This is a genomic window from Methylophaga sp., assembly GCF_030651745.1.
The window spans coordinates 14,740-30,470 of record NZ_JAUSCC010000147.1; the positions used below are offsets into that span (position 1 = coordinate 14,740).

General features: G+C 45.8%; 17 protein-coding genes. 12 read left to right on the top strand and 5 right to left on the bottom strand.

Annotated elements, in window-relative coordinates:
- Positions 1–125: 125 nt before the first annotated feature.
- The gene (locus Q7V21_RS16965; RefSeq protein WP_304918412.1) at positions 126–572 is read right to left on the bottom strand and encodes a hypothetical protein; all 447 of its coding nucleotides are present in this window, start codon (positions 570–572) and stop codon (positions 126–128) included.
- A 96-nt stretch (positions 573–668) separates the two neighbouring features.
- Here Q7V21_RS16965 and Q7V21_RS16970 point away from each other — a divergent pair, with 96 nt between their 5' ends.
- Positions 669–1,667: a rhodanese-related sulfurtransferase gene (locus tag Q7V21_RS16970; RefSeq protein WP_304918413.1), complete on the top strand. Its 999-nt coding sequence runs from the start codon at positions 669–671 to the stop codon at positions 1,665–1,667.
- Positions 1,664–3,337 carry a gamma-glutamyltransferase gene (gene ggt / locus Q7V21_RS16975; protein ID WP_304918414.1) on the top strand — a complete coding sequence of 558 codons (1,674 nt, stop codon included), beginning with the start codon at positions 1,664–1,666 and terminating at the stop codon, positions 3,335–3,337. The genes Q7V21_RS16970 and ggt overlap by 4 nt, the downstream gene beginning before the upstream one ends.
- A 2-nt stretch (positions 3,338–3,339) precedes the next feature.
- Here the strand turns inward: ggt and Q7V21_RS16980 are convergent, their stop codons facing one another.
- Complete coding sequence (locus Q7V21_RS16980; protein ID WP_304918415.1) at positions 3,340–3,801, bottom strand: hypothetical protein; 462 nt, start codon at positions 3,799–3,801, stop codon at positions 3,340–3,342.
- Between the two features lie 34 nt (positions 3,802–3,835).
- On the opposite strand from Q7V21_RS16980, the gene Q7V21_RS16985 reads away from it, so the two are divergent.
- On the top strand, positions 3,836–4,600 hold the full coding sequence (locus Q7V21_RS16985) for a TatD family hydrolase (protein ID WP_304918416.1): 765 nt from the start codon (positions 3,836–3,838) through the stop codon (positions 4,598–4,600).
- Positions 4,601–4,651: 51 nt separating this feature from the next.
- Here Q7V21_RS16985 and Q7V21_RS16990 read toward each other — a convergent pair whose 3' ends face one another.
- A complete protein-coding gene (locus tag Q7V21_RS16990) occupies positions 4,652–4,945 on the bottom strand; it encodes a ferritin-like domain-containing protein (RefSeq protein WP_304918417.1) in 294 nt (97 codons plus the stop codon).
- A gap of 94 nt (positions 4,946–5,039) precedes the next feature.
- Here Q7V21_RS16990 and Q7V21_RS16995 point away from each other — a divergent pair, with 94 nt between their 5' ends.
- The 8 genes from Q7V21_RS16995 to Q7V21_RS17030 all read left to right on the top strand — a co-directional run bounded on the left by Q7V21_RS16995 (position 5,040) and on the right by Q7V21_RS17030 (position 12,148).
- A complete protein-coding gene (locus Q7V21_RS16995; RefSeq protein ID WP_304918456.1) occupies positions 5,040–5,951 on the top strand; it encodes a MoxR family ATPase in 912 nt (303 codons plus the stop codon).
- Entirely contained in the window at positions 5,951–6,919 is a 969-nt protein-coding gene (locus Q7V21_RS17000; RefSeq protein ID WP_304918418.1) for a DUF58 domain-containing protein, read from the top strand. Before Q7V21_RS16995 ends, Q7V21_RS17000 begins: the two co-directional genes overlap by 1 nt.
- Positions 6,909–8,957 (top strand): DUF3488 and transglutaminase-like domain-containing protein, encoded by a 2,049-nt coding sequence (locus Q7V21_RS17005; protein ID WP_304918419.1) that lies wholly within the window; start codon positions 6,909–6,911, stop codon positions 8,955–8,957. Before Q7V21_RS17000 ends, Q7V21_RS17005 begins: the two co-directional genes overlap by 11 nt.
- Before the next feature lie 74 nt (positions 8,958–9,031).
- Positions 9,032–9,769, top strand: a complete 738-nt coding sequence (locus Q7V21_RS17010; protein WP_304918420.1) for a tRNA threonylcarbamoyladenosine dehydratase — start codon at positions 9,032–9,034, stop codon at positions 9,767–9,769.
- Entirely contained in the window at positions 9,762–10,262 is a 501-nt protein-coding gene (locus Q7V21_RS17015) for a hypothetical protein (RefSeq protein WP_304918421.1), read from the top strand. The genes Q7V21_RS17010 and Q7V21_RS17015 overlap by 8 nt, the downstream gene beginning before the upstream one ends.
- 287 nt (positions 10,263–10,549) lie before the next feature.
- Positions 10,550–11,104, top strand: a complete 555-nt coding sequence (locus Q7V21_RS17020; protein ID WP_304918422.1) for a TMEM165/GDT1 family protein — start codon at positions 10,550–10,552, stop codon at positions 11,102–11,104.
- 57 nt (positions 11,105–11,161) lie between these two features.
- On the top strand, positions 11,162–11,659 hold the full coding sequence (locus Q7V21_RS17025; RefSeq protein WP_304918423.1) for an aminoacyl-tRNA deacylase: 498 nt from the start codon (positions 11,162–11,164) through the stop codon (positions 11,657–11,659).
- A 141-nt stretch (positions 11,660–11,800) separates the two neighbouring features.
- Positions 11,801–12,148 (top strand): helix-turn-helix transcriptional regulator, encoded by a 348-nt coding sequence (locus Q7V21_RS17030; protein ID WP_304918424.1) that lies wholly within the window; start codon positions 11,801–11,803, stop codon positions 12,146–12,148.
- 148 nt (positions 12,149–12,296) lie between these two features.
- On the opposite strand, the gene Q7V21_RS17035 is transcribed toward Q7V21_RS17030, so the two are convergent.
- Both Q7V21_RS17035 and dbpA read right to left on the bottom strand, forming a co-directional pair.
- Positions 12,297–13,235: a sensor domain-containing diguanylate cyclase gene (locus tag Q7V21_RS17035; RefSeq protein WP_304918425.1), complete on the bottom strand. Its 939-nt coding sequence runs from the start codon at positions 13,233–13,235 to the stop codon at positions 12,297–12,299.
- 80 nt (positions 13,236–13,315) lie between these two features.
- Entirely contained in the window at positions 13,316–14,698 is a 1,383-nt protein-coding gene (gene dbpA / locus Q7V21_RS17040) for an ATP-dependent RNA helicase DbpA (RefSeq protein ID WP_304918426.1), read from the bottom strand.
- Positions 14,699–14,847: 149 nt separating this feature from the next.
- Here dbpA and Q7V21_RS17045 point away from each other — a divergent pair, with 149 nt between their 5' ends.
- Entirely contained in the window at positions 14,848–15,702 is an 855-nt protein-coding gene (locus Q7V21_RS17045) for a hypothetical protein (RefSeq protein ID WP_304918427.1), read from the top strand.
- Positions 15,703–15,731 lie beyond the last annotated feature (29 nt).

Consider the following 15,731-nt stretch of genomic DNA (forward strand, 5'->3'; position numbering starts at 1 on the left):
AAGAACTCTAAGCCAGTTATTGGCTGCACCGTCACTATCATCAGGATGGGCTGGCAGCGTAGGTTTTTATCCGAAATCCAACTTTATTCACACCAATACCGGGCGAGTCCGTTAGTGGTGGTAGGTTACATTGCAGCAATTTCCTGCATCAACATTTGCGCTTGTTCGTAAAAATTCGCCATCTGATTTTTATATTGCTCAGTAAATTGTTGATGATGCTGACGCATTTTTAAATGTAGTTTTCGCAATTTATCGTGAAATGCCCGTTGCTTTTCTATATCAATATAACTGTCACAAGTGGACATACAATTAGGGTCAAGCCCACATTCGTAGTGGTTAATAGTTTCTTCATGTTGCATGATCAATCTGACATGTTGATCAAGCTTGGCACTGTGTTCCGGTAGACTACGTTCAAGCTTATGTAACACAGCAGCCAGTCGTTGGGTATGATGCGTCCAGTAGTCAGCATCGGCCAACCAGCGAAGATGATCAGCCCGCCACTGTTCACTTTCTATTTTAAGTTGTTGCAATTCATCCATTTCACACCTCGCTGTGTTGATTGGTAAAATCATTTACTGCTTGCTGAGACTTGCTGTCAAGTCAGCATACACGACCCAACAATCTCCCTGTAAAATATGGGGCTTTTTACTAGTTACGGAATACCAACTATGGCTCAAACTGTGGTCTGCGCGCTATATGAATTTGTCACACTTGAAGATTACGCTGCGATTAAACCAGCGTTACTCAAATTCATGCTCGATCATGAAGTGCGTGGCACTTTATTGCTGGCACAGGAAGGTATTAATGGCACTGTCGCCGGCTCGCGTCAGTCGATTGATGCATTGCTGAATTATTTGCGCAGCGATCCCAGATTAGAAGATTTGAGTTACAAAGAATCGTATACCGATACACCACCATTCCTGCGCAGCCGGGTAAAATTAAAACGTGAAATCGTCACGATGGGTGTTGAAGGTATTGACCCCAAACAATCCGTCGGTACCTATGTCAAACCCAAAGACTGGAATCAGTTGATCAGTGATCCTGATGTCTTGCTGGTCGACACCCGTAATGACTATGAAGTACAGGTCGGCACATTTAAAAACGCTGTTAATCCGCACACCGAAAGTTTTCGTGAATTTCCGGAATATGTAAAACAACATCTGGATCCAAAAAAACATAAAAAAGTCGCGATGTTCTGCACCGGCGGTATTCGCTGCGAAAAATCCACGGCCTATTTGAAAGAACAAGGTTTTGAAGAGGTTTATCATCTTGAAGGCGGCATTCTCAAATATCTGGAAGATGTGCCTGAGCAGGAATCGCTCTGGGAAGGTGAGTGTTTTGTATTTGATGAACGGGTAACTGTCAATCATAGCCTTGAAAAAGGCGAATATGATCAGTGTCACGCCTGTCGCTTACCGATAACTGAAGAAGATAAACAGAGCGATAAATATCAGCGTGGTGTTTCCTGTCCGCATTGTTTTGACAAAACCACTGCCGATCAAAAAGCCCGCTATGCTGAACGTGAAAAACAGATTCAACTCGCCCGGCAACGTGGTGAAGCGCATATAGGAATGGAATCCAACGAAGCAGCCGAACATCACCGACTGGAAAAAGCCAGACGTAGAGAACAGGATAGGCTTGCCGCCCAACAAAAACAGCCTCAATGAGATTATTCACCAGCTTAATACTCTATTTAGTTCTTGTTCCGCTTAGCTTTGCTCAAAATCAAAGCGGACAAGCGGCAATTGCCTCTGCGCATCCTTTAGCGACTGAAGCCGGTTTTGAAATTCTGCAACAAGGCGGTAATGCCTTTGATGCCGCAATAGCCGTCAGTGCTGCTCTTGCGGTGGTTGAACCAGCAGGCTCTGGTTTAGGTGGTGGCGGTTTCTGGTTATTACATCGAGATGCCGATCAGCATCAAATCATGCTCGATAGTCGTGAAACCGCACCAGCCAGGGCACATCGGGATATGTATCTGGATGAAAATGGCGAGGTACTTCGCGAGCTTTCACTTAATGGTCCCTTGGCAGCGGCCATTCCAGGAACCCCAGCTGCACTGGATTATTTAGCTGAGCATTACGGTAAGTTGCCACTATCGATTACTCTCGCGCCCGCAATTCGCTTTGCCAGAGAAGGCTTTGCTGTCACACCGCGTTATCAGCGCTATATGGGATTTCGGCAACAGGCATTAAATGCTGAAGCAAAAGTAATATTTTTAGATAACGATGAGATCCCCGTTTTAGACACAATGATTATCCAGCAGGATTTGGCGAACACCTTGGAAGCCATTGCCAAGCATGGTCGCAATGGTTTTTATCAAGGAAAAATCGCTGATCAGATGGTGGATGCAGTGCAAGCCGCTGGCGGTATCTGGACCAAGCAGGATCTGGCCGACTATCAACTGAAAATCCGTCAGCCTGTGCAAACCCAATTTGCCGATTACACCATTACCACCGCCGCTTTACCGTCAGCTGGCGGACAGTTAATCAGTTTAATGTTCAATCAATTGAATACTCTGGATTATCTGCAGGCAACCGCCCAGCAAAAACGGCATTGGTTGATTGAAACCATGCGGCGGGCCTATCGCGAACGCACTGTACATTTAGGTGACAGTGATTTTGTCGAGGTGCCGGAGTATTTGACCGATGCCAATTACGCGGCGCAGCTTGCTGCCGATATTGATGCAGAAACTGCCAGCAAAAGTGATGATTTAGCGGATGAATTCAGTAATAAAGGTGAAGACACCACGCATTTTTCGATAGTTGATCAATATGGTAATCGAGTATCCGCCACGCTTAGTATTAATCTTCCTTTTGGCAGCGGCTTTGTTGCTGGCAACAGCGGCGTATTGCTGAATAATGAAATGGACGATTTTTCAGCGTTAAGTGGCAGCCCCAATGCCTATGATCTGGTCAGTGAGTCCGCCAATGCCATTGAACCCGGCAAACGACCACTTTCCAGCATGACACCAAGCTTTGTTGAAAATGATGATCGGCTATTGGTTATTGGTACGCCTGGTGGCAGCAGAATTATTACCATGGTCATGCAAGGCATATTGCATTTTATGGATGGATTGGACGCGGCAGAAATTGTTTTTGCACCACGATTACATCATCAATATCTGCCAGATCGGGTACAGATGGAAACGCCCGGTTTCAGTGAAGCGGATCAACAGGATTTGCTTAATCGGGGCCACCAACTGGATGTATTAAACCGTCAGTTTGGCAATATGCAGGTGATTGTCGCAGATAAATTAACAAGCAATCTCAGTGCCGCCAGCGACCCTCGTGGCGAGGGGCTGGCACGCAGTGAGACAATAGTTATCGAAACAAAATAATCTTATAACTTCATCTCTGATGGCATGATGCCTTTGCGCGACTGCACCAACGCACTGCCCTCCAGCACGATCAACGCAATTAACGTTAACGAGATCGGTACCAAAGCAAACCATCCCAATACTGAACGTTGAATAAATCGCATGCTTTCATCAGCTTGTGCCATCAATAAAAACGAACCAACACCGAATATTATTGCCGCGACCAGATACGCACCTAATAGATACACACTGCGTTTCCAGGCCAGCTTCCAATGAGCTTGAACCAGTGCTGACTCATGTTGTGAATAATGTGCTTTATAAGCAATTGAGCCAATCATGACGAGGGAACCCAACAGCGATAATGAGAAAATCAACCACAGGTTTCGGGTGCCAAACAAAATCGCCGGAACCAAAAAATGAAATATCGCCACGTTGAACATTAAGCGCTCATGTGGCTTACTGGCTTCATGATAGATTTCTGACATGATATGTTCCTCTGTTTATAAAGGCAGTCTCAACATGTTGCACCTGATTGACAGTCATTGCCATCTCGACTTTAACGATTTTGATGCAGATCGTCAGACTATCCTGAAAAACTGCCTTCAATCAGGTATCGAAAAAATTGTGATCCCAGGTGTCACTGTCAGTAGCTGGCCCAAACAAATCGAGTTATGTAACAGTACCCCAATGCTTTCGCTGGCTTTAGGATGTCATCCGATGTTTATGGAAGAACATCCTGAAGATGCAGCACAACTTCTGGAACAGGCGGTACAACAATACAAGCCGGTCGCGATTGGTGAAATCGGCCTGGATTTTTATGTCGCTGACGCCGATATAGCTGCCCAATTAAGCTTGTTTGAAGCCCAGCTGGATATCGCTGTTAAATACGCTTTGCCGGTTATTCTGCATGTGCGCAAAGCTCATGATGATGTTCTCAAACTGTTACGCCAAAAACAATTACCTGGTGGCACCGTGCATGCTTTTAGTGGCAGCGCCCAACAAGCTGAACAATATCGCGCTCTCAATTTTCTATTAGGTATTGGCGGTGCGTTGACTTATCCAAGAGCGCAAAGACTGCAAAGGCTGTTTACTGACTTGCCTCTATCGCAAATAGTGCTGGAAACCGATGCGCCGGATATGCCGCTTTGCGGTTATCAGGGTCAGCGTAACACCCCTGAAAATATCCCGGTGATCCTGGAAAAACTCAGTCAATTACGTGGCGAATCAAGCGAGTATATCGCCGAAGTCACCACTTCGAATTGTCGACGACTTTTCAGTATCTGACTAGGGCTTGTTTATCTTTCATCTCCGCTTCTGTTGTGAGCTGAAAAAGCCCTAATCATGATGATGCGTGATTTCGCCTTCAGTAAACAAATAATCGCGTAATTGCTCATCCATTTTTTTATCTTTGCGACGAATCCATTCCAACGTCATCGCTGCATGCTCTTTTTCTTCATCACGGTTATGCTCAAGAATTTTCTTCAACTCCTGATCTTTACACGCATCTACCCGCTGGTTATACCAATCTACGGCTTCCAGCTCTTCCATCAGAGAAACTATTGCACGGTGCATATCTTTAGTTTCGTCAGATAACTCGTTAAACGGCTCGTGATAACCTTCGTTTGACATATAAAATCCTTATGTATAAATGATTAAGAACCCTGAACAAACTAACATGTCTATTCCGACATCAACCATAACCTACATCAATACAGGACTTTCCATGACGCAAGGCAGCACTGACCGCATACTCCATGCTATTAACGCGGTGATTCTTGGCAAACAACACGCGGTCAAACTGGCATTATCCTGTCTGATAGCCCGTGGCCATTTATTGATTGAGGATTTACCGGGAGTCGGCAAAACCACATTGGCACACACACTGGCCACTACTTTAGGCTTACGTTTTCAGCGGGTGCAATTCACCAGCGATATGCTACCAGCAGATATTCTTGGGGTATCAATTTATGACCCCGAAAAACATCAGTTCAGTTTTCATCGCGGGCCGATTTTTACCCAGTTACTGTTAGCCGATGAAATTAACCGCGCCTCACCCCGCACGCAAAGTGCGTTGCTGGAAGCCATGGAAGAGCAACAAGTCACCATTGAAGGTGAAAGCTATCCACTGGAAGATCCTTTCTTTGTCATTGCCACGCAAAATCCCACTCATCAGATTGGCACATTCCCACTGCCAGAATCGCAACTCGATCGATTTCTGATGCGCATCCAAATCGGCTATCCAGATCATCAGGCCGAACGCGCTTTATTGATTGGTGAAGATAGACGGCAGATGCTAAAAAAGCTTAGTGCTGAAATCACCCCAGATGAATTGCTCGAATTACAGCAATCAGCCAGCAAAATCACTTTGAGTGATGCACTGATTGATTATGTACAAGCCTTATTAGCCTATACCCGGCAAACCGGTCAGTTTTATAACGGCTTATCTCCGCGTGCAGGTTTGGGGCTGATTCAAGCTGCCAGAGCCTGGGCAATGATAAGTGGTAGGGATTTTGTGATCCCCGAAGATGTGCAGGCGGTTTTTCCAAGTATTGTGCAGCATCGTCTGCAAGCGCGAGAACATCTGCAATCTGCTGATTGGGCGAACGATATTCTGCAGCAGGTGGCAATTCCCTGATGTTAATACTGCGTCAATACTGGCAGCGCTGGCGACAACAAAAGCGCTACCGGGTATTTATTTTGCCCAGCCGCTATGGCTTGAGCTATTCGATTTTAATTCTGGTCATGTTGCTGGGCGCCATTAATTACAACAATAGCCTTGGTCATTTACTCTGCTTTTTGTTGGTAGGTGTCGGTCATGTAGCAATGCATCACAGCTACCGCAATGTACGACAGCTGGATTATCAGCTTGGGCAAGCTGAACCGACCTTTTGTGAGCAAAACATTCTGTTGCCGATAACCTTTACCAATCAAACTCCGCGTCCCATTCGGCAACTGGAAATCGCCTATCTATCAGCTCCTTCTGCCACAAGTTGGTGGCCGTTTAAAAAATTTTCCCGCTATGAAAATCTGTATAAAGTCGCTTTCATTGCTGCAGAACAAAACAGTCTGCATCTGATTCCAATCCCCTCCCAGCACAGAGGCTGGCAGGATTTAGGTCGACTGCGATTGTCCAGTATTTATCCGGTTGGTTTGTTATTCAGCTGGTTTTTTATTGATATTCAACAGCGTGTATTGGTTTACCCCAAGCCCATCGGTAACAAGCCTATGCCACTCGCCTCGGCTATGGAAGAAAGTGGTGCTTTGCAACATCATCAAGGGATTGATGATTTTGCCGGTTTTCATCGTTATCGAGAAGGTGATGCCAGACAGCATATTGCCTGGAAAGCTCTGGCTCGGGATGGAATATTGCGTACCAAACAGTTCAGTAGTCCGACAGGACAGAGTCTGCGGTTGCAATGGCAAGATGTGGCTGAGTTGCCAGATACCGAAGCCAAGTTATCTCAGCTGTGTCAGTGGATCCTCACCGCCGATGCAGCCGGAATGCAATACGGGCTGGTTATGCCAAATCAAACCATTGCCATCAATCGTGGTGAACAGCATCGGCATCAATGTCTGCAAACTCTGGCATTGTATGGCCAGTAAAAAGCCGGTTATCGCCCCATCTTCAAGCGCCATTCATTGGTTAATGGTGACACTGACGATTATTGCCATTCCGCATTTTTTCTATCAGCCCATCTGGGTGGCGTTGATATTCCTGTTAATGATGAGCTGGCGAATGATGCATAGCTGGCGCGGTTGGTCGTTACCCGCCGATAAACGCCTGTTGAAAGTACTGCACTCGGTCAGCGCAGTGTTGACCATCATACTGGTCGTTTACAGTTATGGCGTGACCATTGGTCGCGATGCAGGCGTAGCATTACTGACCACTATGGCAGCCTTTAAGATTGTCGAGGTCAAAAGTCTGCGGGATTATTATCTAAGTTGCTTTATGGGTTTTTTCCTGGTGATAACCCACTTTTTCTTTAATCAGAGCATCCCTATCGTCGTTCTGATGTTGGTCAATGTGATCCTGCTGACCAGTTGTTTGATTACCGCCAATGAAACTGATAGTTCGGCTAAAAACCGCGTTAAACAAGCCAGCATTATGGTGTTACAAGCCACACCGTTAATGCTGTTATTGTTTGTGCTGTTTCCACGTATTTCCGGGCCTATCTGGGGGCTGCCCAATGATGCGATGAATATCCCCGACAGCCTGCCGGACAGCATGACGTTAGGCGAAGTACCACCACGAAATAGTGCTATCAGTGGCATGTCTGATGACATCACTATTGGCAATATCAGCCAGCTGATTCAATCCGATGCCATTGCCTTTCGCGTTAAGTTCGAGAACAACCAGTTTCCTGACCGGCAGCATCTTTATTGGCGCGGACCAGTCTTCTGGCATACCGACGGGAAACGCTGGCTGCCTTTGAATGAGCAGCAGAAGAAACAGGATCAGGTCTTACAAATTCATGTCACTGGTGAAACATCATCCTACAGCATGACCTTGGAACCACACGACCGACGCTGGTTGTTTGCTTTGGATTTCCCCACGACCTATCCGCAGAACATGCAGACCCAGCTCACGGCGGATGGTGAATTAAATAGCCGCGATGTCATCAAGCAACGCGTGCAGTATCAATTAACATCGCATACTCAGTATCAGTTTAATCCCGAAATGGATCGGTATCTGGGTTACGGATTGAATCTGCCGGATGATCGTCATCCACGCAGTCAGCAATTGGCCAGACAGCTGCTCGAAAAAAGTGAAACAAATGAGGCATATATTGCTGCCGTTTTAGCATATTTTGGCCAGCAGAACTTCAGCTACAGCCTGACGCCTCCAGCATTGCGCGGCGATAGTATTGACCAGTTTCTGTTTGAAACCCGAGAGGGGTTTTGTGAACATTATGCGGCGAGCTTCACCGTATTAATGCGTGCTGGCGGCATTCCAGCCCGCATTGTGACGGGTTATCAGGGTGGTGAAATCAATCCAGTCGATCAAGTTCTGACCGTTCGGCAACGCGATGCCCATGCCTGGACAGAAGTCTGGCTGCCGAATAAAGGCTGGATCAGAGTTGATCCTACTGCTGCGGTATCGATTCACCGGGTAGATTTTGGCATAGGTGATTTATTACCGGCTGAACGACGCTCTCCAAGGGTCATTGCCAACAATGATCGGTTGGTAGAAATGTGGCAGTCTGCAAAAAATAATTGGGATGCGTTGAATAGTGCCTGGGATATGTGGGTGATCAGTTATGGGCCAGAAAGACAGCTTGAGTTACTTAAAAAACTTGGCATGCAACAACCTGACTGGCAGAAAATGATTCAGTGGCTGGCAATCGGTATTGCGCTTATTTTTAGCTGGATTGCCTGGACAACATTAAAACTGAAGTCTATATCGCCTGATAAAGTACAACGCTTTTATCAAAAATTTTGTAACAAGCTGGCCCGACATGGCATTGTGCGTCAGCCCAATGAAGGTCCAGAAGATTTTGCGCATCGAGCGCGGCTGGCTCTACCCGCGTATCAACAACAAATTTCAATCATCAGTGATCTTTATCTGCATTTACGTTATCGCGGCGATGCCGTTGAACAGGATTTCTTCCATTCGGTAAAACAATTTAATCCTCATCCCTAACAGGGTCTTTTGCCATTACCGGACGGTTATCGGAAAATAGCCCCAATCAAAACATTAGTTGTAGAGGAATACGAATGGCGCACAGCAACCCGCTCTTTGAGCGGACACATATTCTGCTCGGTGATACTGGCATTGAACGGCTGCAAAACAGTCATGTTTTTCTGGCGGGTATGGGTGGTGTTGGCTCATTTACTGCTGAAGCACTGGCGCGCATGGGTGTGGGTAAAATGACGCTGGTCGATCATGATGTGGTGTCAGCGTCCAATATGAATCGTCAGCTGGTGGCATTGAACTCGACTGTCGGCAAACACAAAGTTGAGGTTATGGCGCAGCGGATCGCAGATATTAATCCGCAATGCGAGTTGAACCTTATAACTGATTTTTTAACCCCGGAAAGTATTCCCGACACCCTCAATCAAGGCTTTGACGTCATCATTGATGCGATTGACAGCATGAGTAGTAAAACCACGTTATTAGAAACTGCCTGGCGTAATCAGTTACCGGTATTTTCCAGTATGGGCGCTGGTGGCAAGCTTGATCCCACTCAGGTGCGGACCGGCGATTTAATGAATACCTCTATTTGCAAACTCGCCAAGCAATTGCGTTCGCATTTACGTAAACGAGGTGTCGGTAAGGGTATTCAAACCGTTTATTCACTGGAATATCCTTTGCCACCATTACCACCTGAACCCGTCAGTCGTGGACGCGCCCGGGCAGTAAACGGCACCGTGAGTTATATGCCTTCGATTTTTGGTTTAACTCTGGCCGGTTTAGTCATCAACCATATTGTTGGTGATGCCCGACGTGTCTGATCCGCAAGATGTGCTGAACTGCACGGCGTTTTACCAACAACAACTGCAAAAACTGCTTCAACCTTACGGCATTGAAATCAAACAAGTTGCTGAGCATGAAACCATTCCCGGCAGTTTTTTTGGTGAACGTGAAGCCGGTCTGGTTGGTAATCAATTGCTATTGCGTTTAGACACACCAGTGCATTCTGCCTTGCATGAAGCCGGTCATTTTATTTGTATGGATAGTCAACGTCGGACTGTATTAGATACCGATGCGGCGGGAGATTACGACGAAGAAAACGGCGTCTGTTATCTGCAAATTCTGCTCAGTGATTTTCTGCCTGATATGGGTAGTGATCGCATGATGCAGGATATGGACAGTTGGGGATACAGCTTTCGCCTAGGCAGCGCCAAGACCTGGTTTGAAGAAGATGCTGAAGATGCGCAGCAATGGTTGATCGCACATAACATTATTGATCAAGACAATCAGCCTACTTGGCAACTGAGAATTTAAGTAGGGCTTTAAAAAATTTGATTGCAGCTGATTAGCAGCATGCTTATAATGCCAGCTGTCTTAGGGGAGTAGTCTACCCACCTAGGTCATGTTTATCTCTCATCGCTGATGAGAGATAAACATGACCTAGTGCGTGAATCTGTCAACATACTTGTGTCCTCAAGACGCATGGCAGATTCGTGTCATTCGCTAGAATGGCATTGGCAAGACCTGAGGCAAATAACAACTCCATAGGCGGGTAGTTGTTATTTGCCTTTGGTTTCTATCCCGCCTGAGTACCTAATCTCATGGAAGCATTTTTTGTCTCAACCACCACCGTCGCCCTGGCGGAAATTGGTGATAAAACCCAACTCCTTTCTTTATTTCTTGCAGCACGTTTTCGCACCCCCCTTCCCATCATATTCGGCATCTTAGTCGCCACCCTGCTTAATCATGGTCTTTCCGCCTGGCTGGGCGTGTGGATCACCGAGTTTATTTCCCCGCAAACTGGGCAATTACTTATTGGTCTCAGTTTTATTGCCGTCGCGTTATGGATATTAATTCCTGATAAAGAAGAAGATGCGTCTTCCAATCTGAATCGTTATGGAGCTTTTGTCGCTACATTGGTGTTATTTTTTCTGGCCGAGATTGGCGACAAAACTCAAATTGCTACCGTTATATTGGCCGCCCAATACCAGCAGTTCTTTCTTGTTACATTGGGCACAACCATTGGCATGATGCTGGCGAATGTGCCAGTTGTATTATTTGGTCATCAATTGATGCAAAAATTACCGTTAAATGCAGCGCGTTATGCAGCCAGTAGTGTCTTTATGGTTTTGGGTCTGCTTACTTTCATGCTTTGACAGTTTCGGTGGTAAATTCATACAGTACCGTTTTCGAATTACTTTGATGGAGAACCCATGAGCCAGACTATCAGCTCCCCAGTCACCGAATTATTAACGAAACATGCTATTCATTATGAGGTGATTGAAATTCCGCTCAGTGAGGATAAAAAACCTATTCGTAACCTGGAGGAATTACTTAGCAGCCAGGGCCGTGATCCCAACTCAGTAATTCGCAGCCTGTTATTTAAAACCGGATCGGATAAATTCGTGTTATTGGCAATGGCGGGAGGCGGACGAGCCGATTGGGCAGCTTTACGAAAACATCTGGGTGAGAAGAAACTGCGCATGGCTGAATTTGATGAAGTGCCGGAAGCCACGGGTTATGTGGTCGGTGCCGTGCCGCCAATTGCTTTACCTGAAGCTGTAACGGTTTTAGCTGATAAAAGTGCATTCCAATTCGATCAGGTCATTATCGGCAGTGGTGTGTTGGGTTATGCACTTGCCTTAAACGCTAATGAGTTACAAAAGGTGATGTCGGGCGTGCCGGTCAGCGAATTTGTAAAAATAGAGTAACGCACTCACAGCTGGCGTGTGCTCGCCAGCTGTTTCTTTCTCTTCATCCAAAACGTGTTTTGTTTTTAGCCGGGTAAATCATTAACTGCTAATTTAGAAAAAACAAATATACTTGCAACATTGTTTTTGCAAGGACATTCCATGAGCACTAACACCCTGTCTTTTCCTGACATGAGTGAAATGCATAGTTATGCCAAAGCTGCGGCAGATTTACTCAAACAAATGAGCAATGAGCATCGGCTAATGATTTTATGTGCATTGGGAAATCAAGAGCTGTCCGTGAGTGAACTTAATCAGCTGGTACCACTTAGTCAGTCTGCCTTATCCCAACACCTTGCCAGTCTGCGTCATGCTGAATTAGTGGTGACCCGCAAAGTCTCACAAACCGTCTATTACCGACTCAACGGCGACGCCGCGCTGCGCATTATTGCCGTATTGCAATCACTTTACTGTCCTGAATATCAAACCGCTTCATGTGGAGATAAATAACCGACTGGGTAAAGCTGCCTCTACCAAACGTCAGCATAATCCTGGTTTACAATTCAAAGAAGTCGCGGCATATTCAAATAATCTGGTCTTCCCCCCTTAAAACGATGGGTGTGGCCATGTCGACCAATCGTACCTGCGGTAATCTAGCTTAAGCAGATTGAATACAATTGCGTCCTTTTTGCTTGGCCTGATAAAGCTGTTTATCAGCTCTGTCGATTAGTTCAGTGTGATCGCCATTTTGCGAAGGAATCATCGTACTGACGCCGAGACTAATGGTTAGCAACTGACTTACTTTTGAATGTTCATGGGGAATTTGTTTTTTAAATAAAGATTGCCGACAGCGTTCTGCCACCGACCAGGCAGAATTTTCATCAGTTTCAGGCAACAACATCACGAACTCTTCGCCACCAAACCGTCCGAAAAAATCACGCGAACGTGCGGCAACGCCATTTAAGGTTGATGCCACCTGCTTCAGACAATCATCACCCTGCAAATGCCCATAACAATCGTTATATTCTTTGAAAAAGTCGATATCTATAATGATCAATGACAATGGCTGTTTATTCTGCCTAGCCTTGAGCCATTCAGTTTCGATAACACTATCAAACATCCGGCGATTGGCCACGCCAGTCAAGCCGTCTTTGAATGACAGTTCTTCCAACTCTTTTTGCAGCTTGAACAGTTCTTGTTCGGTTTTTTTACGCTCAGTGATATCAAACATAAAACCGATTAATGAATCGACTTCACCATTTTGTTTACGTACAACATGGACCACATCACGGATCCACACATAACCACCATTTTTGTGCAGCGCCCGATAATCTGCTTCGTGATCAATGCCGGATTGGGACTGCGAAACACAATAATCGACGACCCACTGACGATCTTCAGGATGCATACGAGTCGCCCAGTCTTCTACCGTTTGCCAGCTGGCAGATTCCCAGCCAAGCAATTCCTCAATTTGTGGACCGATATAGGTAAATTGCAATGTTGCCCAGTCTAGCTTCCAGGGAATCGCTTTGGTCGATTCCAACAGGGTTTTATAAACATTGTTTTCGGTGGGTACATCATTTATCAAATCGGTCATAACAAAACTCGATAGGGTTTACCGTTAGGTGAACTCTTTCCACATGTTAATTAAGGTTTTAACACAAAACATTTTAAAAATCAGCGAATCTTGCGGGCACGAATAGCACGACCTTTAACTTTGCCATCCGCCAGATAATTCATTGCCTGACGTAATGCCGATTTGTTGACAGCCACATAGCTCGACATATCAAAGATATCGATTTTGCCAATATCGGCTCCGTCCAAACCAGCATCTCCGGTTAAAGCACCTAAAATATCTCCCGGACGGAGTTTGTTTTTACGCCCCGCATCCAGTTGAATGGTCACCATATTAGCTTCCAGTGTAAAACTATCATCACGATCCAAAGAAGCCGGCACATCACAGCGACAAGGTTTCTTCTGATATTTTTCAATTGCCAGCATGCGTGGCACTTCAGCTTCAGCCACCAGACTCATGGCCAGACCAGACTCCCCTGCCCGCCCGGTACGACCGATACGGTGCACATAGACTTCCGGATCTCGTGGTAATTCATAGTTAATCACCATTTCAATCGCTTTGATATCCAGCCCGCGTGCAGCCACATCCGTAGCAACAAGAACAGGACAACTCTGATTGGCAAAGCGCACTAACACCTGATCCCGCTCACGTTGTTCCAAATCGCCATGAATCGGTTGCGCGTCAATTTTATTATTTCTCAACAACTCTGCCACTTCATCACATTGTATTTTGGTATGGCAGAAAACAATGGCATTTTTGGGTTGGTAATGCTGGAATAACATTAGCAATGTTTTGTTACGTTCATGTTTTTTGATTTCATAAAACAGCTGATCAATCACTGTTTGCTGGTGTTGTGATTCAACGGTAATCCTTGTTGGATCACGCTGAATAGTGCGGCTAATCTGTTTAATGCCGTCGGGAAAGGTCGCTGAGAATAACAGGGTTTGTCGTGAACTCGGTGTCTGTCTGATGATCTCTTGCATCGCATCAACAAAGCCCATATCCAGCATGCGATCGGCTTCATCAAGCACCACAGTTTTAACTTTATTCAGCTTCAACGTGGATTTTTTAAGGTGATCCTGAATCCGGCCCGGCGTGCCAACCACAATATGTGCACCGTATTCCAACGACGCTATTTGCGGACCTAAAGGTTTACCACCACATAACATCACCAGCTTGAGATTGGGAATACCTCGACCCAAACGGCGTAATTCTTTACCTACCTGATCGGCTAATTCACGTGTAGGACAAATAATCAGCGCCTGAACAGCAAAGAAATCTGGTTGAATCGTTTGTAACAATCCAATACCAAAGGCAGCCGTTTTACCACTACCGGTTTTGGCTTGAGCAATAACATCCTTGCCTTGCAGGATCAGCGGCAGGCTTTGTGCCTGTACAGCGGTCATTTGCGTATAACCGAGAGAATCAAGGACAGCCAGTTGTTCGGCAGGTAAATTTAGTGATGAAAAATCAGTAACAGACATGGGGAGCTTTAAAGAAGGAAAGAAAGCGAGCATCATATCAAAAAGCTCGCTGAAACATTGCTTTACCTGAGTTTCTATTACCAGTATTGAACCAACAATTCGACGGACAGTCTGAATTGCATCAGCCAGCCAATTGCGAGGTAATGGCTATGTCATTATTGAAAACCCTGTTTTTACCCATATTGGCCGCTAGCCTGCTTAGTGGATTATTGGGATTAATGACAAGCCAAACCAGCTATGCGGATGTGTCGGTTAATGTGCAGCTTGGCCAAAACCTTCATCATCGACCTCATGCTGGTTTTTCCGGTCAACGCTATTATCGCTATCCCTCTACTGGAATTGCCGGTCATCGATCTTTTGGGTTAGATCCAAGGCTTAACCATCACCGCTATCCCACCTATAAACCGCATTATCGGCATTACGACACCCCCCGGCCACGCCATCATTCAGGTTATTACAGTTATCGCGGTAGCAATATCAGTATCGTAGCGCCACTGATTTACTCTCAAAGTTATCAAACGGTAGCCCCGCTCAGAAGTTATGCCAGCAGTCGACCTAATGTAGTTACACAAACCAATACTATTTCCCGTCATGCCACTGTGGATGGCTGGGAAGCGTTATCGCGTTATGAAGCCACCACCGCCATAAACGCATTTAAAGCTCAATCCAGCAAGGATCCAGAAGCATCGCTGCCACAAGTTGGCTTCGCTCTGGCGACGGCATTGCAAGGTGAACCAGCCAAGGCGGTTTGGGCATTAGATTTAGCGTTAAAAGCTGACACCCGTGATTTACGTTATTTCAGTGCCGATCCTGGTTTGCAATTGGTTATAGATGATCTTTTGGATAATTATCAGAATGCTTCGTTGATGACAGCCACCCTGTTTTATTTAAAACAGGATTATCAGTCGGCGGACACTGCTTTGCAGACTGCTCTGACTGAATGTGATAACTGTACTGGCCCCAGAAATATGCAACATCTGATTCGGCAAAGGCTCAATGGCTAAATAAAAAAACACCCTGCCGGCCTTAACAG